Here is a 26,883-nt window from a genome sequence, read left to right on the forward strand (position 1 = left end):
CCCTGATGCTTTTGGCGCAAAGCTGACGGTCGTCGCGTCTGACGGGCAGCGCCCCCGATGGCGTTGCCCCTGGCCACCGCGGCACCCGTGCCCGTTGCGGATCAATCGCCACACCGTTATATAGCCAGCGTCGGAAAAGGCAGACTTGGTTTGGTAAGCCCAAGTCCTTTCGGTAACGAAAGCTCTGGTCTTTGGCTTCGTGCACGAGATCCCCACGACGAACATCGGACGCTTCTCAAGCGTCTAATCGTTCGTCCGTGTGGTGTTCAAACTCGAGGAACGCTCCGGTCGAACATCGACCAAGGAGTAGTCCATGCACGACCGACATCCCCCACTTTATGACGTCGTAATCTCTGGCGCCGGCCCCGTCGGCTTGTTTCTCGCCTGTGAGCTTCGCCTCGCAGACCTCTCGGTCCTGGTGCTGGAGCAGGCCAAAGACCCGCGCTCTCCGTTAAAGCGGCTTCCGTTCGGCATGCGCGGCCTTTCCGCCCCCACCATCGAGGCCTTCTACCGCCGCGGCCTGCTGAACGACATCGCGGCGCCGCAACGCTCGAACGATGACCCGGGTCGCAGCAGCGCTTCGGCTGCTGCGCATTGGATGCAACAGCCGCGCCGCCCGGGCGGCCATTTCGCCGGCATCCAGTTCTACCACGACATCGTTGACACCTCGAAGTGGCGTTATCGCCTGCCAGACCCGGCCGGCACCAGCATGGCGGTCGAGATGGAATATCTCGAATCCGCCTTGGCCGCTCGCGCAAGCGCGATGGGCGTCGAGATCAGGCGCGGGCTCGGCGTCGAAGACTTCGAACAGGCGGACGAGGAGGTGACCATTCGCGCTGGTGGCGAGACTTTTCGCGGACGCTGGCTCGTCGGTTGTGATGGCGGCCGCAGCACGGTTCGCAAAGCTGGCGGCTTTGAGTTCGTCGGCACCGATCCCGAGTTCACCGGCTATTCCGTTGAAGTCGAGATGGCCGATCCGGAGAAGCTCCGCCTGGGTCGCCACTACACCCCGACGGGCATGTATACTTACTCACTGCCCGGGACGATCGCGATGGTCGAGTTCGATGGGGGCGCTTTCCACAGAACCCAGCCAATCACGATCGAGCATGCGCAGGCGGTGTTGCGCCGCGTCTCCGGTGCCGACATCACCTTGACGGCCCTCCGGTCTGCCACGACCTGGACGGATCGCGCCTATCAGGCGACCGCTTACCGCAGGGGGCGGGTGCTGCTCGCCGGCGACGCCGCGCACATCCATTCCCCCTTGGGCGGCCAGGGGCTCAACCTCGGGCTTGGCGACGCGATGAACCTCGGCTGGAAGCTGGCTTCCACCATCCGAGGCGACGCGCCGGTCGGCCTGCTCGACAGCTATTTGGATGAACGACATCCAGTGGGCGCGCAGGTTCTCGACTGGTCGCGCGCCCAGGTCGCGCTCATGCGGCCGAGCCGGAGTTCGCGCGCGCTCGAAGCCGTCATCCGCGATCTCATCGACACGCGCGACGGCGCTACCTATTTCGCCGAGCGCGTGTGGGGCGTTTCTCTGCGCCATGATCTTGGCGGCAGTCACCCGCTGATAGGCCGCAGCGCTCCCGACTTCGAGCTGGCCGACGGGACGAGGCTCGGCGAGCTGCTCAGGGAGGGAAGAGGCCTGTTGCTGGACTTTGACGCGGGTGCGCCGCTTCAAGCGCTTGCAAGCCGCTGGAGTGGGCGGATCAATTATGCAGCAGGCGACGCCAAGGATCGGCTGGGCCTGAGCGCTGTGCTCGTGCGCCCCGATGGCTTCGTCGCCTGGGCCGCTGACAGTGCCTTTGACTATCAGGACGCCGCCCAGACCGCGTCGCGATGGTTTGGCGAAGTCGAATAGGCGCGTGAACCTGCCTGAAGCCTTATCCCGCCTGACACCGTCAGCCGCGCCGCGCCGCCTCGATCGCGGCGACGTCGATTTTCTTCATGTCCATCATCGCATCAAACGCGCGTTTTGCTTCGTCGCCGCCGGCAGCCATCGCCTCGGTCAGCACGCGCGGCGTGATTTGCCAGCAGACGCCCCATTTGTCCTTGCACCAACCACATGCACTTTCCTGGCCGCCATTGCCGACGATGGCGTTCCAGTAGCGGTCGGTTTCCTGCTGATCGTCAGTGGCAATTTGGAACGAGAATGCTTCGTTGGGTTTGAACGCGGGTCCGCCATTGAGGCCGAGACAGGGGATGCCGGCGACCGTGAATTCGACCGTCAACACATCGCCCGCCTTGCCGGAAGGATAGTCGCTGGGAGCACGGTGGACAGCACTCACCGAGCTGTCAGGAAAAGTCTCGGCGTAGAAGCGGGCTGCAGCCTCGGCGTCCTTGTCGTACCACAGGCAGATCGTGTTCTTGGCAATTGCCATTGCTTGTCCCTTTCGCTTCTGAAGCCATTCCGGCCCGGTTTCCCGCGCCCCCGGGGGCGGTTCACAGTCGGCCTCGGCGGCGCCCCACGAACATAGAATGCACTCAGGCCATCTGATGTTCCGCCCCCAGGCCACGAACGATGTCCCTACGAGCCGGCGGAATGTCGGGGTTTCTGCACTTGCTGTGACATGGCTGACGTCAAGCCAGAAGGTTGCGCACTGTGCGCATGAATACCCTCGAGCCGATCGGGATCAGGTCGTCCGGAAAGTCGTAGTCGGGATTGTGCAGCGCCGGGTGCCGTTCGCCCGCACCAAGAAACAACATCGCCGACGCCGCTGTGTGGCCGAACACGCCAAAATCTTCCGAAGCGCGCATCGGCAGGTTTTCCTCTCCGTGCGAGACGCCCTCCTCATCGAGCGCTCGCCGCAGATGCTCCACCGCCTCCGGTGCGTTGACGCTGGCAACGAAGATCTCGTGGTAGCCCCAGCGAGCAGCAAGATCATGCTGGCCAGCGATCTCAGTGACCAGCGATTCAGCAGCGGCGCACAGGCTGGCCATGCGGTCGTCGCGCCGGGTGCGCAACGTCGCCCAAACCTCGGCATGACCGGGCGCGATGCCGAACACGGCTTCACCCATCGTGGCATGCGTGACGGTCACCATGCTAAATTCGTCGTCGGCGAAGGTTCCGCGCCCGAGCGCAGGCAGTGCCGGCATCAGCTGGCTGACAGCCATCATGGGTGAGATGCCAGTCTCGGGCATGGACGAATGCGCGGTCTTCCCCTCCAACACGATGCGCATGCCGCGTGAGGCACAGTTCACCACGCCCGTCTTGAGCCGGACCTCGCCGAGCGGCACGCCGGGCAGGTTATGCAATGAGAACGCAAAATCCGGCGCGATCGCGCCGAAGCGCGGATCGGCGACGACGCCGGCAGCACCATTGCCGGTTTCTTCCGCCGGCTGAAACATCAGCACGACACGCCCTTGAGCCGGCCTCTCGCGCCCCAGCTGGCGGCCAAGTGCCGCGAGGATCGCGGTGTGTCCGTCATGGCCACACATATGCGACTTGCCTGGCACCAGTGATGAATGGGGCGCGCCCGAAAGTTCGTGGATCGGCAGCGCATCGAGTTCCGAGCGGAACAACACGGTCGGTCCCGGCTTGCCGCTTTCGTAGATCGCCGCCACGCCGTGCCCACCCAATCCGGTCAGCACCGCGTCCGGCCTTGTATCGGCGAGGAAGTCGACGACTTCCCTGGCGGTCCTCTCCTCTTCATTCGAGATTTCCGGATGCTGGTGCAGCTTGCGCCGCCACGCCGTAAGCTCGACGACGTCTCGATTGGTCAGGGTCAATTTTCCTCTCCGCTCAGGCTCAATTCTGCATAGCATGCGCAGTTCTCCCGGCGTCGTCAAAGCTCGCCGATACATGCGGCATTTTCGGAACAGAAATCGACATTGAGGAACCGGAAAGCGTAGGCTGAGTTGAATTCTGCATCCGGAATCGTAGGTTGGACCGGTAACGTCCGGGCAAAGCATGAGTAAACCCCCGCTGTTGATTGCCGAATGGCCGCTACCGCCATCGGCGACGCTTGGGTCGTCGGTGCGTGTGAAGGGGATCGAACGCGAGATACGGGCACGTCTGCCGTGGGCCGCGAGCAAATGCGTCAAGGCCGAGGCCGGGCACATTGCATTGCGTATGCCGCAAGCCGCGGCGGCTGAGTTCAGCGCGGCCTCGGCGAAAATCTTGAGGACGTTGCACGGCATCGAGGAACTGCCCGTGCTTCCGCGCGAGGCGGAGGACATTTTGACGATCTCTGCCCGAGAGCGTCACAAATGGCTCAAGGACGGTCGCCTGCCCAGCATCGGCACGCGCACCGTCAAGTTGCGCGGCCGAGCCAAGGCCGTCACCTTCCACGTCTTCGACCCGCGACACATCGAGGACGTCCTGGATCGCGACCTGCCGGCCATCTGGAGAGAGGAGGACGTACGGGAAGCCGCTGAAAACAGGCGGCGCGCGGCCGGAAAGGCGGCGCTGACGCGTGCAGGAAAGGGCAAGACCGCCGATGCCAGGAATGCCCGCGAAGCAGATACCGCACGGCCAAGACTGGAAGGCTGGGACGCGTTCGAAGACGAGGGACTGCTGCGCTAGCGCGGTCGTAAGCGGAGCCGGGGGCACTCGGGTTCGAGCGACGAAACAGTCGGCAAAAAGCAGCCTGGTTGTCGGAAATCATGCCGGTCGTTCGTCCTGTGGGCAAGCAAGAACTGGACACCTCACCGAGCAACCACCCGGAGCCTTCCAATGACACCCACCATCACAGCCTTTGAGCGCTCGCCCGACCGCGGCAGGGGACAGGCACGTGACATGCGTGTTCGCTGGGCGCTCGAAGAAGTGGGCCAGCCCTACAGCGTTCGTCTTGTTTCGTTCGCCGAGATGAAGCAGCCCGCGCATCGTGCGTTGCATCCCTTCGGGCAGATTCCGACCTATGAAGACGGCGATCTCGCTCTGTTCGAGTCGGGCGCGATCGTGTTCCATATCGCGCAGCGCCATGCGGGCCTGCTGCCGGATGATGCCGATGCCCGGGCGCGCGCGATCACCTGGATGTTTGCCGCGCTCAGCACGGTTGAGCCGCCGATCCTTGAACGGGAAACCGCGAGGTTCCTCGAGCGCGACGAGATCTGGTACGAGCAGCGTCTGCTGCTTGTCGAGAAGCGCATCCGTGACCGGGTGAGCCAGCTTTCCAATCGCCTGGGTGATGCCGACTGGCTCGATGGTGCGTTCAGCGCGGGCGACCTCGTGATGGTGGGTGTCCTGCGCCGGTTGAACGGATCGGGCCTGCTGGATCAGAACCTCGCCGCCTATGTCGCCCGCGGCGAAGCGCGGCCCGCCTTCAGGCGTGCTTTCGACGCTCAATTGGCGGTTTTCACTGCCGCATCGACTGGCTGATGAACGCGGTTGTGGGTTCGAAAGTTGACATTCAACCGGCGGACAATTTGTGCCGGCAAGCGAGGCGACCACGGCAGCATTCTACGACCTCCGCGGCGGCTAATAGCCCACGCGCTTCAGTTCAGCCTTGACCGCCGCGATCGTCTTGAGCGGGAATGCTCCGTCGCGTTTGCGCCCGCGTGGCGCTCTGTTCAGCTACTTAACCGGGATCATGAGATGTGCGTAGGGAGTGCCCGCCCACATCACATATGGCTTGGACGTGTCAGGCTTGGGATCCGTCGGATAGCCCTGCATCATGTCCATTGCGTTGACGATCATGACGTGCGGGCCGGTCTCTACCCAATTGTTGCCTTCCTCGGGCTTCGTCGCATAAGGGTCGGTGTTGCTGCCGTCGGTGCCGCCGGACAGCATATACATGAAGCCGACCTTGCCCTTGGGCGGTTCCTTCTTTTCGATCCAGGCCATTGCCCATTCCATGGAGTTGGCATCGCCACACATCGGATCGGGACCAGGCGTGGACGGGCTGTCCGGCATGCACCAGAAGCCGTTTTTGCCCTCGCGCAGCGTGCGCATGGCACCCTTCTCATCCATGGCGTAGATCGCAGCGCCGCTTCCCACTGTGGCGGGCGCGGCGGATTCAGCGCTCTTGATCATCGCAGCATCATCGGCCGCTGCTCTATGCATTGCAAACAAACTGCTCGCCGCCAAAAGGGCAGCGACCGTCAGAAGCCGTTTCATGGCCGTTCTCCGGTTTGAGTTGGTCTTGTGCATGATGTCGGACGCGCGGCTATCCAGAGCCGTTTGTCGGTAGCAAAACAGTAGCAGATCGCATGCTTCCGGACAATGAAGCGTTAGCTGGCCCTAATGTAGGGCGGGTGATTCATGCTGATGGTGCAACCACCGGCCGGCAGATCCTGCTTGCTATTCCGTCTCCAATTTCCCGTTCAGCTGCGCCCGTGCATCCCGGATCGAGGCGGCGTAGGTCACCAGCGGCCGCTTGACGCCGTGGTTGATCAGCATGCGCCGTGTCTGCGGCGAGGCGCCTGATATGATGAAGCGGACGCCGGCGCGCTTGGCCTTGTGCGCGGCGCCCTCGATGACATTGGCCGCCGTCGAATCGAAGAACGGCACCGCGGAACAATCGAGGATGAAATTCCTGCGCTGGTCGGCGATGCGGTCGAGCACGGTGCCGACGGTAGAGGCGGCGCCGAAGAAGAAGGCGCCCGAAATGCGGTAGACGACGGTGTCCGCGTCGCTGGCCTCGCTGGCATCATAGGCGCGGCCGCTGCTGTCGGCGACATCGTCCTGCACCAGTGGCAAATCCGCCTCCACCGCAATCGACTTGGCCATCCGGTCGATGAACAGGATCGAGCCTAGCGCGAAGCCGACGACGATGCCTTCGGTCAAGTCGCGGAAGACGACGATCAAGAAGGTCGCCAGCAGCACCAGCGCGTCGCCGCGCGAGGCGCGCAGCAGCGTGGCGAAGGCCTGCTTCTCGAACATGTTCCAGCAGACCACCGCCAGCACGCCGGCAAGGGCGGCAAGCGGGATGTAGCTGGCGAGCGGTGCGGCCACCAGCATGAAGACCAGCAGGAAGACAGAGTGCAGCATGCCCGAAACCGGCCCGTGCGCGCCGGCCCGCACATTGGTCGCGGTGCGGGCGATGGTGCCGGTGGTGCAGATGCCGCCGAACAGGGCCGAGGCCATGTTGGCGAAGCCTTGCGCCACCAGTTCGCAATTGGAACGGTGCCGACGTCCCGTCATGCCGTCGGCGACGACCGCCGACAGCAGCGATTCGATGGCGCCGAGCAGCGCGAAGGCGACGGCGTCCGGCAGCACGGCGATTGCCTTGTCCAGGCTGAGCGCCGGCAGCGCCGGAAACGGCAGGCTGCGCGGAATGCCGCCGTAGCGCGTGCCGATCGTTTCCGCCGGCAGCGCCAGCAGCGCCACCACCAGCGAGGCGAGGCCAACGGCGATCAGCATGCCCGGCCAGCCCGGCCGCCAGCGTTTCACCGCGACGATGGTGACGATGGTCAGCACCGCCACCAGCGTCGCCGAGATGTTGAGCGTGCCGGCCGCCTCGCCGATCGCCACCAGTTTCGGCAGCAGCGGCCCGGGCTCCGGCCGGCCGAGTTTCAGTCCGAACAGTTCGACGATCTGGCCGGAGAAGATGATGATCGAGATGCCGGCGGTGAAGCCGACCGTCACCGGATAGGGGATGAATTTGATGTAGGTGCCAAGCCGGAGATAGCCGATGGCAAGCAGGAAGACGCCCGACATCATTGTCGCCAGCAGCAGCCCGTCGACGCCTTCGCGCTGAACCGTTGCCGCTACCAGCACGATGAAGGCGCCGGCCGGCCCGCCGATCTGGAAGCGGCTGCCCCCCAGCGCCGAGACGATGAAGCCGCCGACGATGGCGGTGAACAGGCCACGCTCCGGCGTCACGCCCGAGGCAATCGCAATCGCCATCGACAGCGGCAACGCGACAATAGCGACGGTCAGGCCGGCCATGAAGTCGGCCTTGAACTGCGGCAGGCGGTAACCCTCGCGCCAGACCGTCACCAGTTTTGGCGTGAACAATTCGGAAAATGTCGGCTTTGCCGACCTCTGGGCCGACTTCTGGGCCGGTTGATGCACTGCCCGCTGTGTCTGATCCATGGCCTTCGGCTCCAGAAGGCGGCGGGATCGTCGGCAGGACTGTCGGCGGTCGCCGTCGCGACTTTATGCCGGCTCAGCTTTCGGATCTGGCGGCACGACTGGCTTGAGGCGCACGCCCCTGCCGCCGCGCTCGCTGGTCTGGTTCTCGCCGATCAGTTCCACCCCGGCCTCGTCGAGAGCCTGGATGACCTTCATCAGCGTATCGACCACGCCCCTGACCACGCCGTCGCTCGCCTCCATGCGCTGGATGGTCGGAAGCGAAACGCCGGCGCGTTCGGCGAGCGTCTTCTGATCGATGCCGGCCAGCGCCCTTGCGGCGCGCATCTGCGCGGCAGTGATCATCGGCCGAAATCCCCGTCTGAGTCTGCAGATCTAGCGTATAATACCATCATTGTGATGTTTCAAGCATCAATAGGAATGTTTGAGACGTAACTGCCGTTGCCTGCATGACCATTTTTTCAGATACTTCCTGAGGAATGCGAGTTAGAGATGTTCCATCTGGGGCAGGGGGGTAACGCGGTTGACTAGCTTGAGGACCATCATGAGATCGGCATGGTTGCTGTCGGTGGTTTTCCTGCTGACGGGCTGCGGACACCTGATCAACAGGCTTATCTGACGGCGACCGGTCAGGCGCTATCGCCCTGCCCGCGCCATCGTTGCAGAGCCCGCGCCGCCAGCCAGCACAGCATCGCCCAGGCGAAGCCGGCGCACCAGCCGGCCAGCACATCCGATGGCCAGTGGACGCCGAGATAGATGCGGCTGACGCCGACCAGCACCGCCGTCAGCACGGCGAGCGACAACACATAGATCTTCGTCACCCGGCCTGGCAGGAAGCGGGCCGCCAGCGAGCCGAGGGTCAGATAGGTCACCGCCGACAGCATGGCATGCCCGCTTGGGAATGAGAGCGACGTCTCGTTGACGAGATGCGAAACCAGCTCGGGCCGCGGCCGGTCGACGCCGAGCTTCAGCAGGCTCGACAGCACCTGGCCGCCCGCCACAGCAACGAAGATGAGCAGCGCCGTCGCCGGCCGGCGGATCAACAGAAGATAGACGATCGTCGCTGCCGTGATCAGCACCAGCACGGCTGAGCTGCCAAGGCTGGTGATGTCGCGCATCGCGCCCTCCAGCCAAAGCGGGCCGATCGGCACCCCCGGGCGGCCCGGCTGGCGGAAGGCGAGCAGGATTTCGGTGTCGAAGGCGTGCGGCGTGGTGGCCCGCGCCACCTCCATCAGCTCCTCGAACCCCCACAGGCAGCCGGCGATGACCAGACCGGCCAGCAGCACCGGGAATTCGACCCGGTTCATGAAAGCGTTCGCGGCGTTCTTCATCGGCAACTCGCCTGTTACAACCGCCCTTGCAGATAGGGCCCGAGCGTGATCAGCGCCACGGCGGCGATCGCCAGAACGATGCCGGTCGCCTGCAGCGCGTTGACGCGCTCGCCGAAGAAGGCCAGGGCGACGACATTCACCGACACCAGCTGGATGACGGCCGAGAGGCTGAACGACACCGACATGCCGAATTCGCGGATCAGCCGCAGCATGACCAGATTGCCCAGCGAATAGAGCGCCAGCGTCAGCAGGATCTTGCCGAGGCTCGGCGCCAGACCCCATTGCTTGGCCGCCGTCGCCGCCAGCAGGAAGATCACCGTCGAAAAACCAAGCTGCAGCAACCCCGAAAAGCTCACGTCCCACCCCTCTCGAAGCGGCTCGCGCCGCGTGTCTCGCGGACCTTGTTTCCGAAGCGCGCCGGGACGTCAAGCGACGTTGATCAAACGTAGGTCTTGGCAACAGCAAGAGGGAAGCTCAATGTGCTGGCATCGCCCAGCTATCGATTGAAGGGCGGTCAGGGGGCCATGATTCGTTTTTTTCAAGACTTGGCGCGGCGCTGGAGCGAGCTTTCTCTTGCCCTGCAATTCGTCATTGCCGGCGGCTTTGGCCTGCTGGCCGTCATGCTGGTGGTGGGCGCCTGGGTGACGACACAGATCCGGGAAGGCGTCATGCGCAATTCAGCCGCCACGACGGCCCTCTATGTCGACAGCGTGATTGCGCCGCTGCTGCCCGACTTGCGCAAGAGCCAGGAGCTCAGCGACTCCGTCAAGCAGGCGCTCGACGAAACGCTTGGCCAAGGCGCGCTCGGCAAGCGCATCGTGTCGTTCAGGCTCTGGCGCCGTGACGGCACGGTACTCTATGCGAAGGAGGCGGCCTTGATTGGCCGCCGCTTCGATCCGAGCGTCGGTCTGCGGTCCGCCTTCCAGGGCAACGTCGTCGCCCAATTCGATACGTTCGATGAGAACGAAAGCCAGGAACAGGCGATCGGCGTGCCGTTGCTGGAGATCTACAATCCCGTGCGCGAGCCCTGGTCCGGCGAAGTGGTGGCCGTCACCGAATTCTATGAGATCGCCGACGACTTCAAAGCCACACTGGCTTCCGCTCTCCTGTCAAGCTGGCTGATCGTGGCCAGTGCCACCCTGGCGGCATTTCTGCTGCTGTCCGGCATAGTCTTGCGCGGCAGTCGCACCATCGACGATCAGCGCGGGGCGCTGCGCCGCCAGGTGTCGGAGTTGCAGGGCCTGGTGGCGCAAAACAGCGCCTTGCGGCTGCGCGTGCAGCGGGCGTCCCGCCGCGCCACCGCGCTCAACGAAAGCTACCTGCGTCGCATCGGCGCCGACCTCCATGACGGTCCGGCCCAACTTGTGGCGCTGGCGGCGCTGCGCATGGACAGTCCGGTATTTTCCGGCGATGGCCATTCAAGCGAAAGCCGAACGACCGAGGTCGCGATGATCCGCAAGACACTGGAGGATGCGATGCGCGAAATACGCGGTATCTGCACCGGCCTCGTCCTGCCGCAGATAGAGACGGCTGCCGCAACGGACATTCTACGGCTGGCCGTCAACGAACACGAGGCGAGGACGGGAACGTCCGTGAGACTCACGCTGGCCGGACAGTTGCGAGAGCCCGGCGCCTCTGAGAAGATCAGCATTTACCGCTTCGTGCAGGAAGGGCTGAACAATGCCTATCGCCACGGGCGAGGCAAGGATCAGGCGGTGACTGCCGGGATGAAAGGTGGCAGGCTCTTTGTCGAAGTATCGGACGGTGGGCCAGGCTTCGATCCGGCACGGGTCGAGGGGCTTGGCCTCGCTGGCCTCAGAGAGCGGGTTGAAAGTATTGGCGGCCAGTTCGAAACCGTGACCGGGCCGCAAGGCACGCGATTGGTGATCCGTTTATCGGTCGAGGAGCAAGCATGATTGGTGCCATTCGTATCGCCATTATCGACGATCATCCCCTCTTCCGCGAAGGCGTGACGCGCAGCCTGACGGAACTCGGAGGCTTCGAGATGGTTGGCGAGGGTGCCACTGCGCAGGATGCCGAACGCATCGTCTCGACGATACAGCCCGACATATTGCTGCTCGACATCTCCATGCCGGGCGGCGGTCTGGCCGCAGTTGCGGCCATCCTTGACGGCCATCCCGCCCAGAAGATCGTCATGCTGACCGTTTCGGAGGCCAATGCCGATGTGACCAGGGCCCTGAATGCAGGGGTGCGTGGCTATGTCCTCAAAGGTATCGGGTCGCGCGCGCTGGCCGACATTCTGCATAACGTGGCGGCCGGCGAAAGCTATCTTTCGCCGACGCTGTCGGCCCGCCTGCTTTCGGATCTCCAGTCCCTGCAGCCGACCAACGGCATAGAGGACCGGCTGCGGCAACTCACCGAGCGACAGGCAGAAATTCTGCGGCTGGTGGCGGAGGGGCTGAGCAACAAGGAAGTGGCCTTGCGGCTGGCGTTGCAAGAGAAGACCGTGAAGCATCACATGACCGGCGTGCTCTCGAAACTCAACGTGCGAAACCGCACTGAAGCCGCCTTGATGATGCGTGAGGCGCGCGACCGAGACCGGAACCATTCGTAGAGGCTTCCGTCAGCGCACTGCTGGAAAACCGGGTGACGCCGGACAAAAACGAGGTCACCTCCGCCGGGGGCGGCGGAGGTGACGTGTGAAGCCGGCCGTTGCCTGTTGGCCGACTTCACAAGGCCTTGAGGCGGCTGACATCCGCCGGCGTGGCCTGGCGATCGATGATCGTACGCCCGAGCGCATCCTCCATCCTAAAACGGCCGTTCTCGATCGTTTCCGTTATGCCGTCGGGATGCTGGACCGTGATCTTGTTGCCGTCCACGTCAACCTCGTCACCGGTCTTGGCGTTGACATGATGGCCGTTGTCGTTCTGCCCCTTGCCGGCCCCTGCGCTGTTTCCCTTGCCGTTGCCGCCGCTGCTGTTGCCGCCGCTGTTGCCACCATTGCCGTTTCCGCCACCGCCACCGCCCCCGCCGCCGTTTCCGCCGCCGCCACCACCGCCCTTGCCGGCCTGTGCACTCGCGGCGTGGATCCCCGGGGCGTAGCCGTGGAAGTCAATCTGATAGGGAGCGATGATCAACGCCAGCGCGGCTGCCGATCTGAGTGCCAGCCGGCAACAACGGGGCGTGGTCGATCTGTGCATCCTGATCTCCGTCGATTGAGCTGGCGCGCCCACCGTCGACGTTGCAGTTGCAGCAGCATCGCCGAAAGAAACGATCCCCGAAAGCCGCATCCGACCGTTGCGCTTGTCACCTAGGACCTTTGCAAGCGCAAGATTGGACTAAAGTCCCAAGAGTGTGATAATAAATGCCTTCTATGAACGGCGGCGACCGCCATCGCCGACGGGAAACTGGCTTTCCTGACGCCGAGCGGCGGCAGACGCCGAACATCAAGTCACCTCCGCCGGGGGCGGCGGAGGTGACTTGTAAAACCTTCACAAAGCTTGGAGACGACTGATGTCGTCCGCCGTCGCCGGACGTTCGACAATCGTGCGGCCGAGTGCATCCTTCATCTCGAAGCGACCGTTCTCGATCTCCTCCGTGATGCCGTCGGGATGCTCGACCTCGATCTTGTCGCCTTCCACTTCGACCCTGTCGCCGGTTGCCGCATTGACATGACGCCCAGCATCGTCGTGTCCTTCGCCGGGACCGGAATTGCCGCCATCCCCGTCGTTTCCGTTGTTGCTGTTGCCAATCCCGCCGCTGCCGCCACCTTGTCCGCCATCCTTGGCATGCGCGCTTGCCGCAACGATGCCAGGAGCCGCGCCGTGGAAAGCGAGTTGACAGGGGGCGACGGCCAGCGCCAATGCCGACGTCGCCCTCAGCGCCAGCCAGCAATAACGGATCGTGATCGATCTGCGCATCCTGGTCTCCTCTTCAATCGGGCCGGCGGATTCAGGCAGGCGGATTTCAGGGCCGGTGTTCGCAAGCGGCCGACCATCGCCGACATCGCCGCCTCGCGTAACCGGCCCACGACCGATGCGATGCCGCCAAGGGACCTTTGCCGGGTCTGACAAGGGACCTTTGTCCCAGCGCTTCCTGCTGCTCGCAGAATGCTTGGCCAACGGCGCGCAATGCCTGTTGCGGCTGAAGGGTCCTTGGTGTCACGAAAATGTGATCCGGCGACTATAAGGGGTTGAACAGGCAACCCGCTCCAGCCACCCTAAGCCAGAGGCAAGCCCGATGACCGAACACCGCTCCCCCGACGCCAAATTCCGCACCAGCCTGCTTGAGGAAAATGACGGCCCGGCCACCAATCCCACCGACAACCGCACCATGGGCGAGATCATCGCCGCGCGGTTCTCGCGGCGTGGTTTCCTCAAGGGCTCGCTGGCCGTCTCGGCCATTGCCGCCACCGTCAGCCCACTGGCGCTGGTCAGCGCCGACCAGGCCCGGGCCGCCGAAGGCTCGGCCTTCGCGTTCGACGAGTTGGAGGCCGGCATCGACGACAAGCATCATGTCGCGCCGGGCTACGATGCCGATGTGCTGCTGCGCTGGGGCGATCCGCTGTTTGCCGATTCGCCGGAGTTCGACCCGACCAGACAGACGGCGCAAGCGCAGTCCAGACAGTTTGGCTACAACAACGACTATGTCGGCTACATCGCGATCGACGGCTCGGCCGAACACGGCCTGCTGGTCGTAAACCACGAATACACCACCCCGCATCTGATGTTCCCCGGCATCGTGAAGATCGTCGAGAAGGACGGCAAGAAATCGGCCGACGTCGCGCCGCTCAGCAAGGAGCAGGTCGATGTCGAGATGGCCGCGCATGGCGGCACCATCGTCGAGATCCGCAAGGACGGCGGCAAATGGAAGGTGGTGCGCGACGGCAGGCTCAATCGCCGCATCACCTCCAACACCGAAATGGCGCTGTCCGGTCCAGTTGCCGGCCATGACCGCGTCAAGACCAACGCCGATCCGTCCGGCACCAAGGTGTTCGGCACCATCAACAACTGCGCCGGCGGCGTCACGCCCTGGGGCACCTATGTGATGGCCGAGGAGAACATCCACGGCTATTTCTCCGGCGAATTGCCCGAGGGCCACAAGGAAGCCGCCAATTACAAGCGCCTCGGCATTCCCGAAGGCGCCTATGAATGGGCGGCACACCATGACCGTTTCGACCTGTCCAAGGAGCCGAACGAGGCCAATCGTTTCGGCTGGATCGTCGAAGTCGACGTCAACGATCCGACCTCGACGCCGAGGAAGCGCACCGCCATGGGCCGCTTCAAGCATGAGGGCGCAGAATCGATCGTCGCCAAGGATGGCCGCGTGGTCTTCTATCTCGGCGACGACGAGCGCTTCGACTATGCCTACAAGTTCGTCACCAAGGCGGCCTTCAATCCGAACGACCGCGCCGCCAACAAGGATCTGCTCGACGACGGCACGCTGCATGTCGCCAAGTTCGCCGAGGACGGCTCGGTGGAATGGCTGCCGATCGTCTTCGGCCAGGGCCCGCTGACCCCCGAGAACGGCTTTGCCAGCCAGGCCGACGTGCTGATCGAGACACGGCGCGCCGCCGACCTGCTCGGCGCCACCAAGATGGACCGCCCCGAGGACATCCAGCCCAACGGCGTCAACGGCAAGGTCTATGTCATGCTGACCAACAATTCGAAGCGCAAGGCAGACCAGATCGACGCCGCCAATCCGCGCGCCGAAAACGCCTTCGGCCATATCATCGAGATCGCCGAGGATGGTGGCGATTTCGCTGCCACCACGGGCAAGTGGGAAGTGCTTTTGAAGTGCGGCGATCCGGCGGTTGCCGATGTCGGCGCCACCTTCTCGACGGCAACGACGGCCAATGGCTGGTTCGGCATGCCCGACAATTGCGCGGTCGATTCGGCTGGACGCCTGTGGGTGGCCACCGACGGCCAGGGCCCGGAAGCCACTGGCCGCACCGACGGCCTGTGGGCGGTCGACACCGAAGGGTCGGCACGGGCGACCTCAAAACTGTTCTTCCGTGTGCCGATCGGTGCCGAAATGTGCGGCCCGCTGTTTGCGCCCGATGACCAGACCGCCTTCGTCGCCGTCCAGCATCCGGGCGACGGCGGCGAAGACTGGGAAGCGTTCGGCCGCCCGTCCTACTATGAGGACCTGTCGACGCGCTGGCCCGACTTCAAGCCCGACATGCCGGTGCGGCCGGCGGTCGTCGCCATCACCAAACAGGGCGGCGGCAAGATCGCGGTCTGAAACGCCGGTTCGCAATCTGAAGGAGGGGCTTCGGTGACCCGTGGCTCCTCCTTTTCGTGTGAAATCAGTCAAGCCTCAGGAAAGATTGGCAATTTACACAGGGCGCCCTAGGTCTTTACCAGGAGATCGCCATGCCGAAGTCCGTCTATGACCGTGGCCTGCTCAAACCTGCCGAAGTCGCCACCTTGCAACGTGTGTTCGACGAAGCCTGCCGGCAGCGCGAAGCGCATCCCGAATCGGCCGAGGCGCGCGAACTGGCTCTCACCCTGCTAGCGCTGCACAATGCCGGTATGGTCGAAGAGGACATGCTGATGGAAGCCGTCGGCTTCCGCCGGCTCGAACCGAAGTCGGCCTGAAGCCGGACAAGCGGGTTCGCTCATCCTGCGCGCCGAACCACAGCTGCATTCATCATGCTTCTCAAGCTGAAGCCGATGGTCTCGTACAATCCTATGGCTGCGGCGTTGCTGGCATAGGCGTGAAGACGGGTATCTCGCCGCGCTCACGCCGAAATCAGCGTCAAGCGCCGGATTGGCGGGACACACCGGCTGAGCCGGCAATCCGCTTGGCGATCGCCTTGGCCATGATGCCGGCATTGGCGAAGCAGCCGCGAATGCTTGGCCGCATGCCGGTGAACCACAGGCCGGGCAAGTTCGGATCGGCTTGCCCACCGTTGAAGAGCGGAACGCCCTTGCCGTCGAGCACGCCGAGCTTGCCGACCATGGGCTCCAGCCCGGTGCGGTAGCCTGTCGCGGCAATGACGATGTCGGGGTGGATCAGGTTGCCATTGGCCAGGATCACGCCGTCGCGGATGAAATCCCGTATGGCCGGCACCACGGTGATCTTGCCGGCCTTGATGGCGCTGACGGCGCCATCATCCGCAGCGATCGCGATATAGTCCGAGGTCAGTCGGCTGGCGCCGCCCGACGGAGCGGGCGGCATGCCGAACTTGGTCAGGTCGCCGAAAACCAGGCGCTGCGTTGCTGCCATCAACGCATCGGCGGCTCGCAAGGGCAAGCGCGCCATAAACGGCGAAAGCCGGTGCACGGCGATCTTGCCGATTCGCTTGGGCAGGATGGCGGGGCCGTTGCGGGCCGACAGCCAGATGGCGGCCGTGTCTATGCCGGCCAGATGATTGAGAGCGTCGAAGCCCGAATTGCCGGCGCCGACGACCAGCACCTTCTTGCCGGCATAGTCCTGCGCGTCGCCGAAATCCGCCGCGTGGATGATGCGGCCGGCGAAACCCTTCATCCCCTTCCATTCGGGAATGAAGGGCTGCCTGTCGCGCCCGGTGGCGATGACGACATGGCGGGCCAGGCGCAGTCCGGCGCTGGTCAGCACCGCCCAGTGATCGCCCTTGAAGGCGATCTCTTCGACGGCAACGCCAAACTGCACCGGCAGCCGGTTCTCCTCTCTGAAATCATTCATATGGCTGATGACGACCGTCCTGTGCGGAAAGGCAGGGGTTCCCGGCGGATAGGCAAGACCTGGCAGCGAAGAAAGATCCCGATGTGTGTTGAGGTGCAACTGCCGGTGCCGCCGGTGCCACGGCTCGGCCAGCCGGCTTTCCTTTTCCAGGATCGCCGTCGGCACGCCGGCGTTCATCAGGGCATGCGCGACGGCCAATCCGGCAGCACCGGCGCCGACGACGATTGCCGGCTCAATTGTCACCGGCTGGTCAGCCGCCCATCTGATTGTCGTATCAGCCATTCACTCTCGAGTTCCCTGTTCGACCGTCGCGGCCAAAGCGTCGCAGGACGCTGTAACCGTTTGATCCCCCGCAGGGAGGGATCCATATAACAAACCGCTGCCGATTTTCGAGCCACACGCCGGGGCCGCGGTTGCGCACTATATGGCATATGCGCGATACCAGCGGTAATCAGGTCGCGGCAATGTGATTGATTCGAGGCCTCGGGGGGCTGGCGGGTCTCTGTTATCCCCCACGCGCATGCCCGAAATCGCGTTAGATTTCCGAGGTCATACGCAGAATCAAAGTGTTACAGCACCTTTGCGCGTCCTCGACGCGCGGCGCTGTAGGCGGCACCGGAATCTCGACCATGCCCTCCTTGCGGATCTATTTCGACAAAATCCTTGAGGGCGCCGCACCCAAGGTGGCGCGGCAGGAGCTGTCCCATGTCGAGCGCCTGGCGCTCGTGCGCCGCCATGGCGACTTCTCGCTTGCCTATTCGACCGCGGTCCAAAACAAGCTTTCCTATTTCGGCGATGCCGACGGCTACATCGCCTTCGGCACCAAGATGAAGCATCATTTCGCGCTCGGCGATCCGGTGGCGGACCCACTGCTGCGGCCCGATTACATCAGACGCTTCGTCGAGAGCGCCGGCAGCCCGTGGTTCGTGCAGATCGGCGAACCGACAGCGCGGGTGCTGGCCGGGCTCGGCTACAAGGTCAATCGTCTCGGCATCGACACCCGCCTCAACCTGCCCGACCATGATTTTTCCGGCAAGCGCAACGAGACCGTGCGGTATTCCGAGCGCTGGCTGTTGAAGAAGGGCTTTTCGTTCGCCGAGGACAGACGGACGGTCTTTTTGGATGAAATTGCCCGGCTCTCCGAAAACTGGCGCGGCGACCGCATCGTCAAGCGCTGGGAGATGGGCTTTCTCAACCGCCCGTTCGCCGACCATCTCGGCATCGACATGCGCCGTTTCGTCCTGCATGGCCCCGATGGCGAGCTGATCGCCCTGCTCGACTTCGACCCCCTGTTTGCCGACGGCAAGGTCATTGGCTACACCACGGCTTTCAAGCGCAAGCACATCGACGCCTCGCCGCATGCCGAGATCGGCCTGACCAAATTCGCCGTCGACCGTTTCCGCGAGCAAGGCATCTCGGTGGTCACGCTTGGCCTGTCGCCGCTCGTCGACATCGGGCCAAGCGGATTTGCCGAAAGCGATTTCTGGCGCAACACCTTCCAGCGCGCCTACTCGTCGCCATGGGTCAACCGCCGCAGGTTCAACCTGCAGGGCCAGGCGGCGTTCAAGCGCCGCTTCCACGGTGTCGAAGAGCCGGTCTACATCGCCTTCCGCGAGGGGACTTATATCGAGATGCTGGGGCTGCTGCGGCTGGTCAAGGCCATTTGAGGTCTGAGCGGGACCCCCCTCAGTTGCGCAGCCGGTAGCCGGTCCTGAAGATCCAGGCGACGATCGCGATGCAGACAGCCAGGAAGACGATGGTCATGCCGAGGCTGATGCCGACCGCGACATCGGACTTGCCGTAAAAGCTCCAGCGGAAGCCGCTGATCAAATAGACGACGGGGTTGAACAGCGTCACCGTGCGCCAGATTCCGGGCAACATGTTGATCGAATAGAAGCTGCCGCCGAGGAAGGTCAGCGGCGTGATGATCAAGAGCGGCACCAGCTGCAGCTGCTCGAAACTCTTCGCCCAGATGCCGATGATGAAGCCGAACAGGCTGAAGGTCACCGCCGTCAGCACCAGGAAGGCGACCATCCAGAACGGATGCAGGATGGTGAGCGGCACGAACAGCGAGGCGGTGGCGAGGATGATCAGGCCGAGAATGATCGACTTGGTTGCAGCGCCGCCGACATAGGCAATGACGATCTCGAGATAGGAGACCGGCGCCGACAGAAGTTCGTAGATCGAGCCGACGAATTTCGGAAAGTAGATGGCGAAGGAGGCGTTGGAGATCGACTGCGTCAGCAGCGACAGCATGATCAGCCCCGGTACGATGAAGGCGCCGTAGCTGATGCCGTCGATCTCGGTGATGCGCGAGCCGATGGCCGAGCCGAAGACGACGAAATAGAGCGATGTCGAGATGACCGGCGAGACGATGCTCTGCAGCACGGTGCGGAAGGCACGCGCCATTTCCATCCGGTAGATCGCCCAGACTGCGCGCAGGTTCATGGCTCTCTCCTCACCAGATTGACGAAGATCTCCTCGAGCGAACTGTTTTGCGTTTCGATGTCGCGGAACTGGATGCCTGATGCCTCGAGGTCGCGGATCAGCGAGGCGACGCCCGGCCGCTCGGCCTGGTTGTCATAGGTGTAGGTCAGCTGCCCGCCATCCGGCGACAGCTCCAGCGCGTAGCGCGAAAAAGCCTCCGGAATGGCCGTCAGCGGGCTGCGCAGTTCCAGCACCAGCCGCTTGCGGCCGAGCTTGTGCATCAGTTCGGCCTTGTTCTCGACCAGGATGATCTCGCCGCGATTGATGACACCGACGCGGTCGGCCATCGCTTCGGCTTCCTCGATGTAGTGGGTGGTGAGGATGATGGTGACGCCGTCCTCGCGCAGCCGACGCACCATCGCCCACATGTCCTGGCGCAATTCGACGTCGACGCCGGCGGTCGGCTCGTCGAGGAACAGGATGCGCGGTTCGTGCGACAGCGCCTTGGCGATCATCAGCCGGCGCTTCATGCCGCCCGACAGCGTAATCGCCTTGGCGTCCTTCTTGTCCCACAGCGAAAGGTCGCGCAGCACCTTCTCGACGAAAACCGGGTTGGCCGGCTTGCCGAACAGGCCGCGGCTGAAATTGACCGTCGCCCAGACGCTCTCGAAAGCGTCGATGGTCAGTTCCTGCGGCACCAGTCCGATCAGGCTGCGCGCGGCGCGGTAATCCTTGTTGATGTCGTGGCCGTCGACGGTGACGGTGCCCGACGAGCGGTTGACGATGCCGCAGACGATCGAGATCAGCGTCGTCTTGCCGGCGCCATTGGGGCCGAGCAGCGCGAAGATCTCGCCGCGCTCGATATCGAGGTTGACTTCCTTGAGCGCAGTGAAGCCGGTGGCGTAGGTCTTGGAGACCCCGGAAATGGACAGGATGGAGGGCATGTTTGAAAACGGCTGCCTGAAAGAGGTCCCCTGATATAGGCTGTATGTCGGTGCGTGCAACCGCAAGTCGGTGCCGCTGCTGACAGTTCTCGACAATCGTTGCAGGACGGCCAGTGCGGCGGCGGTTACAGTCCGTTCATGACCAGAAGACGGCCGAGATCAGGCATGCTGTCCGTCCGGCGTGAACACGGTGCGGCGGATGCACTTGGCGAGGCGCCGGCCACTGGCGCATAGGCTGGGCTCTGCGGCGCATGCGTCATCTTGGCCGAGCGCTGCGGCGTTCCGCCTCGCGGCGGGACGCCGCTTTGACCGACCAACGCGACAGGCCTATTCTTGCGTCATTAGAAGCAGCCGGAGCCCAGCATGGACCCGCTCATCCTGTCGCGCATGCAATTCGGCGCGAACATTTCGTTCCACATCCTGTTTCCGACGATCACCATTGCGCTTGGCTGGGTGCTGCTGTTCTTCAAGCTCCGTTACAACGCGACAAACGATTCCGCCTGGATGCGCGCCTATTTCACCTGGGTGAAGGTGTTCGCGCTGTCATTCGCCATGGGCGTGGTGTCGGGCGTCACCATGAGCTTCCAGTTCGGCACCAATTGGCCGGGCTACATGGAAAAGGTCGGCAACATTGCCGGGCCGCTGCTGGCCTACGAAATCCTCACCGCCTTCTTCCTGGAAGCCGCCTTCCTCGGCATCATGCTGTTCGGCTTCCGCCGCGTCTCCAACCGTATCCACACGATGGCGACCGTGCTGGTGGCCGGCGGCACGACCCTCTCGGCGTTCTGGATCATCGCGCTCAATTCCTGGATGCAGACGCCGGCCGGCTTCGAGATGCGCGACGGCGTGGCGCACGCCGTCGACTGGTGGGCGATCGTCTTCAACCCGTCGATGCCCTACCGGCTGGTCCACATGCTGCTCGCCTCCGGGCTGACGGTATCGTTCCTGGTCGCCGGCCTGTCGGCGCTGCGCTATCTCAATGGCGACCGTTCGGAATCGATGTGGAAGGCACTGCGCACCGGCGTCTTCACCGCCGCAATCCTGATCCCGATCCAGATCCTGGCCGGCGACCAGCACGGGCTGAACACGCTGGAGCACCAGCCGCAAAAGATCGCCGCCATGGAGGCCAACTGGAACACCGGCCCCAACGTGCCTCTGGTGCTCTTTGCCCTGCCCGACGAGGCGGCCAAGGAGAACAGGTTCGAGATCGCCATTCCCGACGGCGCCAGCCTGGTGCTGCGGCACAGCATCAGCGGCGTGGTGCCGGGGCTGAACGACTATCCCGGCAACCATCCGCCGGTCTTCCCAATCTTCTGGAGCTTCCGCATCATGGTCGGCACGGGACTGCTGATGCTCGCCGTGTCCTGGTCGGCCGCCTTCTTCCTCAAGCGCCGGCACAGCCTGCCGAAGCCGCTCGCCATGCTGATGGTGCCGATGGCGCTATCGGGCTGGCTGGCGACGCTGGCCGGCTGGTACACCACCGAAATCGGCCGCCAGCCCTGGCTGGTGACCGGCGTGCTGAAGACCGCCGACGCCGTCGGCCCGGTGGCCGGCAGCCATGTCGCGCTGACGCTTGCGATCTACCTCATTCTCTATGTGCTCTTGTTGATCGCCTATCTCGGCGTGCTGGTGCATCTGGCGCTGAAGGCGGCGAAGGACGGTGATTCATCGCCGCTGCCGGGCGTGATGAACGCAGCTCTGTCGCAGCCGGCGGCGGGCGAGTGAGGAGAAGAAAATGACCTTCGACTGGCCAACCCTGCTGCCGCTGATCTTCGCCGGCCTGATGGGCCTCGCCATCCTGATCTACGTCATTCTCGACGGTTTCGATCTCGGCATCGGCATTCTGTTCGCCGCCGCCGAGGACGCCGAACAGGACACGATGATCGCCGCGATCGGTCCGTTCTGGGACGCCAACGAGACCTGGCTGGTGCTGGCCGTCGGCCTGCTGCTGGTCGCCTTCCCGCTGGCGCACGGTGTCATCCTGTCCGCGCTCTACATTCCGGTGTTCGTGCTTTTGATCGGGCTGATCCTGCGTGGCGTCGCCTTCGATTTTCGTGCCAAGGTGCCGAGCGGCAAGAAGCATCGCTGGAACCGTATTTTCTTCCTGGGTTCCGTCATCGCCTCGCTGGCGCAGGGCTATATGCTGGGCGTCTATGTGCTCGGCCTCGACGTCGGCCTGGGCGGCATTGCGTTCGGCGTGCTGGTGGCGTTCTGCCTTGCCGCGGCTTACGCGGCGATGGGCGCCGCCTGGGTGATCTACAAGACCGAAGGCGAGTTGCAGAAGAAGGCGGTGCGCTGGCTGCGCACCGCACTGGTGGTGACCGCGCTCGGCATGGCCGCGGTGTCGCTGGCGACGCCCTTCGCCAGCCCGCGCATCTTCGACAAATGGTTCGTCTGGCCGTCGATGCTCTATCTGTCGCCGCTGCCGATCCTGTCGGCGCTGCTGTTCCTGTGGCTGTGGCGGCAAACCTTCCATCTGCCGAGGCCCGACGACCGCCATTCGCTGACGCCGTTCCTGACGCTGGCCGCCATCTTCGCGCTCGGCTTTGCCGGGCTCGCCTGGTCGTTCTATCCGTTCGTGGTGCCCGATCGTCTGACCATCTGGCAGGCGGCTTCGGCGCCGGAAAGCCTCGCCATCATCCTGGCCGGCACCGTGGTCGTGCTGCCGGTCATCATCTTCTATTCGTTCTATGCCTACCGGGTGTTCGGCGGCAAGGCGACTGACCTGACCTACGACTGAGAGTGGTTGAAAGCACTGACCTTCGCAGCGAGGTACCCCCTCTGCCCGGCAGGGCAGAGGGACGCGCTGTCCCGCCGATATCTCTTCGATAAGCCGGCTCAGTTGCTGGCCGACAGCACCAGCACCGGCTTCTCGCTGTAGAGCGCCGGGAACAGCTGCTTCAGGTTCGCCACCTTGGGCAGGTCGTTGTAGACGATGTAGGGATAGGTCGGGTTCAGCGTCAGGAAGTCCTGGTGATAGTCCTCGGCCGGATAGAAGGTCTTGCCGGTTTCCAGCGTGGTGACGATCGGCTTGGAGAAGACCTTGGCCTGGTCGAGCTGGGCGATGTAGCTCTGCGCGATCTTCGTCTGTGCATCGTTTTCGGCAAAGATCGTCGAGCGGTACTGCGTGCCCGAGTCGGGACCCTGGAAATTCAACTGGGTCGGGTTGTGGGCGACCGAGAAATAGACCTGCAGCAGCTGGCCATAGGTGACCTTTGAAGGGTCGTAGGTGATCTCGACGGATTCGGCGTGGCCGGTGCGGCCTGAGCCGACCGTCTCGTAGACGGCTTCATCCTTGCTGCCGCCGGTGTAGCCGGAGACGGCCTTGCTGACGCCCTTGACGTGCTGGAACACGCCTTGCACGCCCCAGAAACAACCGCCGGCAAAGATTGCCTTTTCACTGCCGCTGGCCGCCTTTTCATCGATCGACGGCGGCGGGATCACCACCGCGTCCTCCGCGGAAACGGCCGGCGTCAGCCAGAAGGCGGCGCCCGCGGCGGCAAGGGCGAGGGCTGCGAGCGCGCTCCTGAAGACATTCGACGATCTGGCAGCTGGTTTTTGCATGTCGGTCATGGCTGAGCTCCTGTGACGTCCATCCTGTGGAGTCTATTGGATAAGAGTGGATCATGCGACGGGTGAGTCGTGGGCGAGGCCTCACTTTCACGTGCGTCCGGATTCAGCCCTGGTCGGGACCGAATCCGGAAACCGCGCTAATTGGCCGGAGCCATGGCATCCGCTGCCGGTTTCATGGCGTCGACGGCAGGCTTCATCGCATCGGCCGCTGGCTTCATGGCCTTGGCGGCGGGCTTCATGGCGTTCGTGCTCATCGCGTCGGGCGCCATCGCGCCGGCAGGCTTCATCGCATCGGCCGCTGGCTTCATCGCGTCGGCGGCGGGCTTCATCGCGTTCGTGCTCATCGCGTCGGGCGCCATCGCGCCGGCCGGTTTCATCGCATCGGTCGCCGGCTTCATCGCATTGACGGCGGGCTTCATGGCGTTGGCCGCGTCGTCGGCACGAGCGATGCCGCCGGCAAACAGTGCCGTCGAGCACAGAGCGAGAGCGAGCGCCGGCAGCGTCAGGCGGGAGAAAGTGGTCATGATGGTCTCCTTTGGGGGTTGGTCATTGATGGCCCACCTTTCGGTGGCCGGGCTGTTGCGGCGCCGCTCTTGCGGCGTAGCGCGGGCCGTTGTCTGCGCATGATCCTTTCCGGGATCATGCGCAGGGGAACTTCAGTTGGTGGCGGCGGCGAGGATCGGTCCGCCGCCTGGCGACTGCACGAGCACGGCGGTGCTCAGTCCGTCCGAGGCCGCCGGCACATCCAGCGCCGTCGCGGTGCCGGTCCAGCTGCCGAGCTTCTTCAGCGCATGTACGACATTGGCGTGCGGCAAGGTGCGGCCGGTGTTTTCGCCACGCGCCACCGGCACCTCGATCACACCCTTGGCATAGCTAACCAGCCAGACATCGGCCCGGCCACCCGGCGCCGAACCGGCGCCGATGCTGACCTTGCCGCCATCAAGCGACAGCGACGGGCCGCTGATATGGCCGGCGCTCGAGATCAGGTTCTGGATTTCGCCGGATGCGGCGCCGACGACATCGGTATGGCCGTTGACCACCACCTGTGGGGTGAACGGGCCGTCATGGCCGAGCGGCGGCTCGTAGGTGACCTGGCGCTGGGTGAACTCCTGGCGGCCGAACGTATCCTTCCAGCCGAGATAGTCCCAGTAGGTGACGTTGAACGACAGTGCCAGCACGCCGGGCTGGTCCTTGACCTTGATCAGATTGGCATTGGCCGGCGGGCAGGACGAGCAGCCCTGGCTGGTGAACAGCTCGACCACGGTGAGCGTCTGGGCAGCGGCCGCGCCAAGCGACACTGCCAGCGCAAGCGCTCCCAGGCTGGACACTGCGACGAACTTTCTGGATCCCGACATCGGCTTGCTCCGTGGGTGGCGACGCCCGGATGCGCCGCTGATATCCCCACTTCGCCGCTGCCGCGGATTTCGTTACAGCGCTCACCGGTTTGTGATCGGGTTCGTTTCCCTTCTCCCGCTTGTGGGAGAAGGTGGATCGGCGCGCAGCGCCGAGACGGATGAGGGGTGTTGGACGGAGTGCCGTCGGTGCCAAGCTGGAACCTGGCGACGAATTTTCATCCGCTCGAGCCTGCGGTCACGCAGCTCATGCCACAGCCTGTCTTCCGCCTCTGTCATTTCGCGTCGGAGCGAACGGGCAAAGCTGCGTTTGGCCGGAGGGACAGGTTGATGCGGGATAGTGGCAGATTAACCGGCCGTTGCGTTCCGTCCGGCACCCCCTCATCCGTCTCTGCGCTGCGCGCCGATCCACCGCCCTGGGCGAGTCACGGGTCTCGCCCGCCCTTTGGCCCCACAAGAGGGGAGATCGGCAGCGTCGGCCCTACTGCGTCAGCAGCGTATCGGAGGGCCGCTTGTTGAAGTCGCACTTGCCGGTGACGTTGTAGAAGAAGTCGGCCTGGGTCGTGCCGACCGCGGCACTCGTCGGCACCGTGGAGCCGCCGTCTTCCCAGGCCTGGCTGCTGGGCTGGCCGCAGGGCACTGCGGTGAAGATGTCGACGATCTGGCCGGTCGCCACCTCGGTGCCGTCGATATAGAGCCGGTTGGAAGTGGCCGGATCGTTCGACTTGAGGTTTTGCGGGTTGCCCGACGGCACGTTCATCTGCAGGTAGAGGCCGCCCATCTGGCTGACGTCGATCGCCGCGCCGGCGCTGTTGGCCGGGTACATGGTGTTGGCGCAGGTGGTCAGGTATTTCTTGTTGCCGCTGGTCTGGGTGATCCCGCCGGTGGGCACATTGTTGAAGTTGTTCACAGTGCTGGTCGAGCAAACCTGCGACTGGACGACCGTGCTGATGTCGGCGCCGCCATTGTTGGTGATCGTGGATACGGTGGTCGTGCCGTAGCCTTTCGGATCGCCAGCGCCATTATAGGTGTAGGTGATCGTCATCAGCGGCTTGGCCACGGTCGCACCGAATTGCGTGCCGTACAGCGTCATCGTCTTGTTCCACCAGCCCGACACCTTCTCGACCTTGAAGGTGCTCTGCACCAGCGCCGGCGTCTTGCTCACCGCCGACCCGACGGCGACCGGCACAGCGGTGATCCTGGCGATCTGCATGAAGACGGTCGGCATGGAGAAGCTTGCCGTGGCCTGCGCGGTGGCGGTGCCGCCGGCGTCAACCACGAAGTTCTTCAGCGTCGTGGTGCCCTGTCCACCGTTGGCGTCGTAGGAAGTCTGCAGCGCCACCTGGCGCTGCGCCAGCGTCGAATTCGTCGCCATCGTGGTGATCGACAGGATCGCGGCATCAAGCGCTGCCTGCATGTTCGACCGGGTCTGTACCGCCGAGGTGTAGTCGACCGAAAAGCCGATGGCGGCAAGTATCGGCATCATGCTGAGGACGAGTATCGGCGCGAACGAGCCGCTCCTCGACCTGATAAACCTGCCTGCTAACCCCCGCATGCCGTAATCCTTACAACCGAATATCTCCTGTCGCTAACATGCCACTCACAAATTATGCTCTAACGGACTTGGTTAAAATTTATCGACTTTCTGACAA

The 26,883-nt window shown here is 63.9% G+C and carries 27 protein-coding genes; 10 read left to right on the forward strand and 17 right to left on the reverse strand.

All coding sequences use genetic code 11. The annotated features are described in order from the left end of the window. The first annotated feature begins 313 nt into the window (after window positions 1-313). On the forward strand, window positions 314-1,861 hold the full coding sequence (locus AC1RZR_RS05255; protein ID WP_481827861.1) for an FAD-dependent monooxygenase: 1,548 nt from the start codon (window positions 314-316) through the stop codon (window positions 1,859-1,861). 40 nt (window positions 1,862-1,901) lie between these two features. Here the strand turns inward: AC1RZR_RS05255 and AC1RZR_RS05260 are convergent, their stop codons facing one another. Continuing rightward, the gene (locus tag AC1RZR_RS05260) at window positions 1,902-2,375 is read right to left on the reverse strand and encodes a VOC family protein (RefSeq protein WP_481829021.1); all 474 of its coding nucleotides are present in this window, start codon (window positions 2,373-2,375) and stop codon (window positions 1,902-1,904) included. Between the two features lie 205 nt (window positions 2,376-2,580). Next, a complete protein-coding gene (locus AC1RZR_RS05265; RefSeq protein ID WP_481827862.1) occupies window positions 2,581-3,729 on the reverse strand; it encodes an amidohydrolase in 1,149 nt (382 codons plus the stop codon). Between the two features lie 181 nt (window positions 3,730-3,910). On the opposite strand from AC1RZR_RS05265, the gene AC1RZR_RS05270 reads away from it, so the two are divergent. Then, on the forward strand, window positions 3,911-4,525 hold the full coding sequence (locus tag AC1RZR_RS05270; RefSeq protein ID WP_477268711.1) for a hypothetical protein: 615 nt from the start codon (window positions 3,911-3,913) through the stop codon (window positions 4,523-4,525). A gap of 150 nt (window positions 4,526-4,675) precedes the next feature. Then, window positions 4,676-5,320 carry a glutathione S-transferase family protein gene (locus tag AC1RZR_RS05275; RefSeq protein ID WP_481827863.1) on the forward strand — a complete coding sequence of 215 codons (645 nt, stop codon included), beginning with the start codon at window positions 4,676-4,678 and terminating at the stop codon, window positions 5,318-5,320. A gap of 195 nt (window positions 5,321-5,515) precedes the next feature. On the opposite strand, the gene AC1RZR_RS05280 is transcribed toward AC1RZR_RS05275, so the two are convergent. The 5 genes from AC1RZR_RS05280 to AC1RZR_RS05300 form a co-directional block, all read right to left on the reverse strand. Beyond that, window positions 5,516-6,058: a hypothetical protein gene (locus AC1RZR_RS05280; RefSeq protein WP_477268713.1), complete on the reverse strand. Its 543-nt coding sequence runs from the start codon at window positions 6,056-6,058 to the stop codon at window positions 5,516-5,518. A 183-nt stretch (window positions 6,059-6,241) separates the two neighbouring features. Then, a complete protein-coding gene (locus tag AC1RZR_RS05285) occupies window positions 6,242-7,978 on the reverse strand; it encodes a SulP family inorganic anion transporter (protein WP_481827864.1) in 1,737 nt (578 codons plus the stop codon). 63 nt (window positions 7,979-8,041) lie between these two features. After that, window positions 8,042-8,320 carry a helix-turn-helix domain-containing protein gene (locus AC1RZR_RS05290; protein WP_183446797.1) on the reverse strand — a complete coding sequence of 93 codons (279 nt, stop codon included), beginning with the start codon at window positions 8,318-8,320 and terminating at the stop codon, window positions 8,042-8,044. A 284-nt stretch (window positions 8,321-8,604) separates the two neighbouring features. Further along, window positions 8,605-9,306 carry a phosphatase PAP2 family protein gene (locus tag AC1RZR_RS05295; RefSeq protein ID WP_481827865.1) on the reverse strand — a complete coding sequence of 234 codons (702 nt, stop codon included), beginning with the start codon at window positions 9,304-9,306 and terminating at the stop codon, window positions 8,605-8,607. Window positions 9,307-9,320: 14 nt separating this feature from the next. Beyond that, window positions 9,321-9,662, reverse strand: a complete 342-nt coding sequence (locus AC1RZR_RS05300) for a hypothetical protein (RefSeq protein ID WP_477268717.1) — start codon at window positions 9,660-9,662, stop codon at window positions 9,321-9,323. A gap of 168 nt (window positions 9,663-9,830) precedes the next feature. Between AC1RZR_RS05300 and AC1RZR_RS05305 the strand changes: the two genes are divergently transcribed. Then, on the forward strand, window positions 9,831-11,222 hold the full coding sequence (locus tag AC1RZR_RS05305) for a sensor histidine kinase (RefSeq protein WP_477268718.1): 1,392 nt from the start codon (window positions 9,831-9,833) through the stop codon (window positions 11,220-11,222). Beyond that, window positions 11,219-11,881, forward strand: a complete 663-nt coding sequence (locus AC1RZR_RS05310) for a response regulator (protein WP_477268719.1) — start codon at window positions 11,219-11,221, stop codon at window positions 11,879-11,881. Before AC1RZR_RS05305 ends, AC1RZR_RS05310 begins: the two co-directional genes overlap by 4 nt. Before the next feature lie 115 nt (window positions 11,882-11,996). On the opposite strand, the gene AC1RZR_RS05315 is transcribed toward AC1RZR_RS05310, so the two are convergent. Both AC1RZR_RS05315 and AC1RZR_RS05320 read right to left on the reverse strand, forming a co-directional pair. Then, window positions 11,997-12,467: a hypothetical protein gene (locus tag AC1RZR_RS05315; RefSeq protein ID WP_481827866.1), complete on the reverse strand. Its 471-nt coding sequence runs from the start codon at window positions 12,465-12,467 to the stop codon at window positions 11,997-11,999. Between the two features lie 291 nt (window positions 12,468-12,758). Then, the gene (locus AC1RZR_RS05320; RefSeq protein WP_481827867.1) at window positions 12,759-13,187 is read right to left on the reverse strand and encodes a hypothetical protein; all 429 of its coding nucleotides are present in this window, start codon (window positions 13,185-13,187) and stop codon (window positions 12,759-12,761) included. Window positions 13,188-13,506: 319 nt separating this feature from the next. On the opposite strand from AC1RZR_RS05320, the gene AC1RZR_RS05325 reads away from it, so the two are divergent. Together AC1RZR_RS05325 and AC1RZR_RS05330 are read left to right on the forward strand one after the other, a co-directional pair. Beyond that, window positions 13,507-15,510: a PhoX family protein gene (locus AC1RZR_RS05325; protein ID WP_481827868.1), complete on the forward strand. Its 2,004-nt coding sequence runs from the start codon at window positions 13,507-13,509 to the stop codon at window positions 15,508-15,510. Between the two features lie 131 nt (window positions 15,511-15,641). Then, window positions 15,642-15,866: a hypothetical protein gene (locus AC1RZR_RS05330; RefSeq protein ID WP_481827869.1), complete on the forward strand. Its 225-nt coding sequence runs from the start codon at window positions 15,642-15,644 to the stop codon at window positions 15,864-15,866. 160 nt (window positions 15,867-16,026) lie between these two features. On the opposite strand, the gene AC1RZR_RS05335 is transcribed toward AC1RZR_RS05330, so the two are convergent. Next, window positions 16,027-17,217: a flavin-containing monooxygenase gene (locus AC1RZR_RS05335; RefSeq protein WP_481827870.1), complete on the reverse strand. Its 1,191-nt coding sequence runs from the start codon at window positions 17,215-17,217 to the stop codon at window positions 16,027-16,029. 347 nt (window positions 17,218-17,564) lie between these two features. On the opposite strand from AC1RZR_RS05335, the gene AC1RZR_RS05340 reads away from it, so the two are divergent. Then, window positions 17,565-18,602, forward strand: a complete 1,038-nt coding sequence (locus AC1RZR_RS05340) for a phosphatidylglycerol lysyltransferase domain-containing protein (RefSeq protein WP_481827871.1) — start codon at window positions 17,565-17,567, stop codon at window positions 18,600-18,602. A 19-nt stretch (window positions 18,603-18,621) separates the two neighbouring features. Here the strand turns inward: AC1RZR_RS05340 and AC1RZR_RS05345 are convergent, their stop codons facing one another. Further along, a complete protein-coding gene (locus tag AC1RZR_RS05345; protein WP_481827872.1) occupies window positions 18,622-19,383 on the reverse strand; it encodes an ABC transporter permease in 762 nt (253 codons plus the stop codon). Beyond that, complete coding sequence (locus tag AC1RZR_RS05350) at window positions 19,380-20,306, reverse strand: ABC transporter ATP-binding protein (protein ID WP_481827873.1); 927 nt, start codon at window positions 20,304-20,306, stop codon at window positions 19,380-19,382. Before AC1RZR_RS05350 ends, AC1RZR_RS05345 begins: the two co-directional genes overlap by 4 nt. A gap of 363 nt (window positions 20,307-20,669) precedes the next feature. Here AC1RZR_RS05350 and AC1RZR_RS05355 point away from each other — a divergent pair, with 363 nt between their 5' ends. Both AC1RZR_RS05355 and AC1RZR_RS05360 read left to right on the forward strand, forming a co-directional pair. Next, the gene (locus tag AC1RZR_RS05355; protein WP_477268728.1) at window positions 20,670-22,031 is read left to right on the forward strand and encodes a cytochrome ubiquinol oxidase subunit I; all 1,362 of its coding nucleotides are present in this window, start codon (window positions 20,670-20,672) and stop codon (window positions 22,029-22,031) included. A gap of 10 nt (window positions 22,032-22,041) precedes the next feature. Next, window positions 22,042-23,046, forward strand: coding sequence for a cytochrome d ubiquinol oxidase subunit II (locus AC1RZR_RS05360; protein WP_481827874.1), 1,005 nt, complete (start codon window positions 22,042-22,044; stop codon window positions 23,044-23,046). Window positions 23,047-23,144: 98 nt separating this feature from the next. On the opposite strand, the gene msrA is transcribed toward AC1RZR_RS05360, so the two are convergent. The 5 genes from msrA to AC1RZR_RS05385 all read right to left on the reverse strand — a co-directional run bounded on the left by msrA (window position 23,145) and on the right by AC1RZR_RS05385 (window position 26,786). Continuing rightward, the gene (gene msrA / locus AC1RZR_RS05365; protein WP_481827875.1) at window positions 23,145-23,879 is read right to left on the reverse strand and encodes a peptide-methionine (S)-S-oxide reductase MsrA; all 735 of its coding nucleotides are present in this window, start codon (window positions 23,877-23,879) and stop codon (window positions 23,145-23,147) included. A 137-nt stretch (window positions 23,880-24,016) separates the two neighbouring features. Further along, on the reverse strand, window positions 24,017-24,403 hold the full coding sequence (locus tag AC1RZR_RS05370) for a hypothetical protein (protein WP_477268731.1): 387 nt from the start codon (window positions 24,401-24,403) through the stop codon (window positions 24,017-24,019). A 132-nt stretch (window positions 24,404-24,535) separates the two neighbouring features. Next, the gene (locus AC1RZR_RS05375; protein WP_481827876.1) at window positions 24,536-25,234 is read right to left on the reverse strand and encodes a DUF1223 domain-containing protein; all 699 of its coding nucleotides are present in this window, start codon (window positions 25,232-25,234) and stop codon (window positions 24,536-24,538) included. 81 nt (window positions 25,235-25,315) lie between these two features. Then, entirely contained in the window at window positions 25,316-25,570 is a 255-nt protein-coding gene (locus AC1RZR_RS05380) for a DUF559 domain-containing protein (RefSeq protein WP_481829022.1), read from the reverse strand. A 142-nt stretch (window positions 25,571-25,712) separates the two neighbouring features. Continuing rightward, window positions 25,713-26,786, reverse strand: a complete 1,074-nt coding sequence (locus AC1RZR_RS05385; RefSeq protein ID WP_477268733.1) for a TadE/TadG family type IV pilus assembly protein — start codon at window positions 26,784-26,786, stop codon at window positions 25,713-25,715. Window positions 26,787-26,883 lie beyond the last annotated feature (97 nt).

The sequence above is a fragment of the Mesorhizobium bavaricum genome (assembly GCF_056781655.1).

What these genes read in the sequence shown, in the direction of transcription:
- AC1RZR_RS05255 (WP_481827861.1), top strand. Translation starts at nt 314, where the DNA reads ATGCACGACCGACATCCCCCACTTTATGACGTCGTAATCTCTGGCGCC.
- AC1RZR_RS05270 (WP_477268711.1), top strand. Translation starts at nt 3,911, where the DNA reads ATGAGTAAACCCCCGCTGTTGATTGCCGAATGGCCGCTACCGCCATCG.
- AC1RZR_RS05275 (WP_481827863.1), top strand. Translation starts at nt 4,676, where the DNA reads ATGACACCCACCATCACAGCCTTTGAGCGCTCGCCCGACCGCGGCAGG.
- AC1RZR_RS05280 (WP_477268713.1), bottom strand. Translation starts at nt 6,058, where the DNA reads ATGAAACGGCTTCTGACGGTCGCTGCCCTTTTGGCGGCGAGCAGTTTG.
- AC1RZR_RS05285 (WP_481827864.1), bottom strand. Translation starts at nt 7,978, where the DNA reads ATGGATCAGACACAGCGGGCAGTGCATCAACCGGCCCAGAAGTCGGCC.
- AC1RZR_RS05290 (WP_183446797.1), bottom strand. Translation starts at nt 8,320, where the DNA reads ATGATCACTGCCGCGCAGATGCGCGCCGCAAGGGCGCTGGCCGGCATC.
- AC1RZR_RS05295 (WP_481827865.1), bottom strand. Translation starts at nt 9,306, where the DNA reads ATGAAGAACGCCGCGAACGCTTTCATGAACCGGGTCGAATTCCCGGTG.
- AC1RZR_RS05305 (WP_477268718.1), top strand. Translation starts at nt 9,831, where the DNA reads ATGATTCGTTTTTTTCAAGACTTGGCGCGGCGCTGGAGCGAGCTTTCT.
- AC1RZR_RS05310 (WP_477268719.1), top strand. Translation starts at nt 11,219, where the DNA reads ATGATTGGTGCCATTCGTATCGCCATTATCGACGATCATCCCCTCTTC.
- AC1RZR_RS05315 (WP_481827866.1), bottom strand. Translation starts at nt 12,467, where the DNA reads ATGCACAGATCGACCACGCCCCGTTGTTGCCGGCTGGCACTCAGATCG.
- AC1RZR_RS05320 (WP_481827867.1), bottom strand. Translation starts at nt 13,187, where the DNA reads ATGCGCAGATCGATCACGATCCGTTATTGCTGGCTGGCGCTGAGGGCG.
- AC1RZR_RS05325 (WP_481827868.1), top strand. Translation starts at nt 13,507, where the DNA reads ATGACCGAACACCGCTCCCCCGACGCCAAATTCCGCACCAGCCTGCTT.
- AC1RZR_RS05330 (WP_481827869.1), top strand. Translation starts at nt 15,642, where the DNA reads ATGCCGAAGTCCGTCTATGACCGTGGCCTGCTCAAACCTGCCGAAGTC.
- AC1RZR_RS05335 (WP_481827870.1), bottom strand. Translation starts at nt 17,217, where the DNA reads ATGGCTGATACGACAATCAGATGGGCGGCTGACCAGCCGGTGACAATT.
- AC1RZR_RS05340 (WP_481827871.1), top strand. Translation starts at nt 17,565, where the DNA reads ATGCCCTCCTTGCGGATCTATTTCGACAAAATCCTTGAGGGCGCCGCA.
- AC1RZR_RS05345 (WP_481827872.1), bottom strand. Translation starts at nt 19,383, where the DNA reads ATGAACCTGCGCGCAGTCTGGGCGATCTACCGGATGGAAATGGCGCGT.
- AC1RZR_RS05350 (WP_481827873.1), bottom strand. Translation starts at nt 20,306, where the DNA reads ATGCCCTCCATCCTGTCCATTTCCGGGGTCTCCAAGACCTACGCCACC.
- AC1RZR_RS05355 (WP_477268728.1), top strand. Translation starts at nt 20,670, where the DNA reads ATGGACCCGCTCATCCTGTCGCGCATGCAATTCGGCGCGAACATTTCG.
- AC1RZR_RS05360 (WP_481827874.1), top strand. Translation starts at nt 22,042, where the DNA reads ATGACCTTCGACTGGCCAACCCTGCTGCCGCTGATCTTCGCCGGCCTG.
- msrA (WP_481827875.1), bottom strand. Translation starts at nt 23,879, where the DNA reads ATGACCGACATGCAAAAACCAGCTGCCAGATCGTCGAATGTCTTCAGG.
- AC1RZR_RS05370 (WP_477268731.1), bottom strand. Translation starts at nt 24,403, where the DNA reads ATGACCACTTTCTCCCGCCTGACGCTGCCGGCGCTCGCTCTCGCTCTG.
- AC1RZR_RS05375 (WP_481827876.1), bottom strand. Translation starts at nt 25,234, where the DNA reads ATGTCGGGATCCAGAAAGTTCGTCGCAGTGTCCAGCCTGGGAGCGCTT.
- AC1RZR_RS05385 (WP_477268733.1), bottom strand. Translation starts at nt 26,786, where the DNA reads ATGCGGGGGTTAGCAGGCAGGTTTATCAGGTCGAGGAGCGGCTCGTTC.